Origin of the sequence: Brevibacillus reuszeri (genome assembly GCF_002897295.1) — a bacterium.
Classification (GTDB): domain Bacteria; phylum Bacillota; class Bacilli; order Brevibacillales; family Brevibacillaceae; genus Brevibacillus; species Brevibacillus reuszeri_A.
Window position 1 is genome coordinate 1 of sequence record NZ_BEXF01000142.1, and the last position, 501, is coordinate 501.

1 pseudogene is annotated in these 501 nt (G+C 40.3%); it reads right to left on the bottom strand.

The features are described 5' to 3' along the window. Positions 1-463 (bottom strand): annotated as a pseudogene (locus tag C3B52_RS35875) (relaxase/mobilization nuclease domain-containing protein); the annotation flags it as partial. Positions 464-501: the final 38 nt, after the last annotated feature.

Consider the following 501-nt stretch of genomic DNA (forward strand, 5'->3'; position numbering starts at 1 on the left):
TAACTCCATTGATTTGTTTCAATCGTTGCTCTGTATCTTTGATCGCTTGTTGTAGATCACTGCGACTTTTTAAATTGTAATCTGTTATTAGCTGGAGCTGCTTGGACAGTTTCAATATTTCAATGTCGGTGCTAAAATCTCTACGCGAATTTCTCCTTGTTGCCTCTTCTACCTTCCGGTTAGTGAGCGCCCGAAGCAACGCAATAGTCAGCATGAAATTAACCGCCAATGAACCTCTTTTATATTTGTAGTTCCTTGCTGCGTCAAAAATTTGTGTTCGAGTCGGCTTCCTTTTAAAGCGGTATTTGTATTTCCGTTTTGATTCAACAAAATTAAATTCTCTAAGCTGAGTTCGTTCCTTGATACGATCTTCTGTGTATTCTGGCCCTAGGGTTTTTCCGCGAACTGATCTTTCCATGCCAGGAGCCTTGAACGTCATATATTTAACATGACCTTGCTTCATCGTGTACCCAAGTCGCTTCATGTTCTGCATAAACTCTT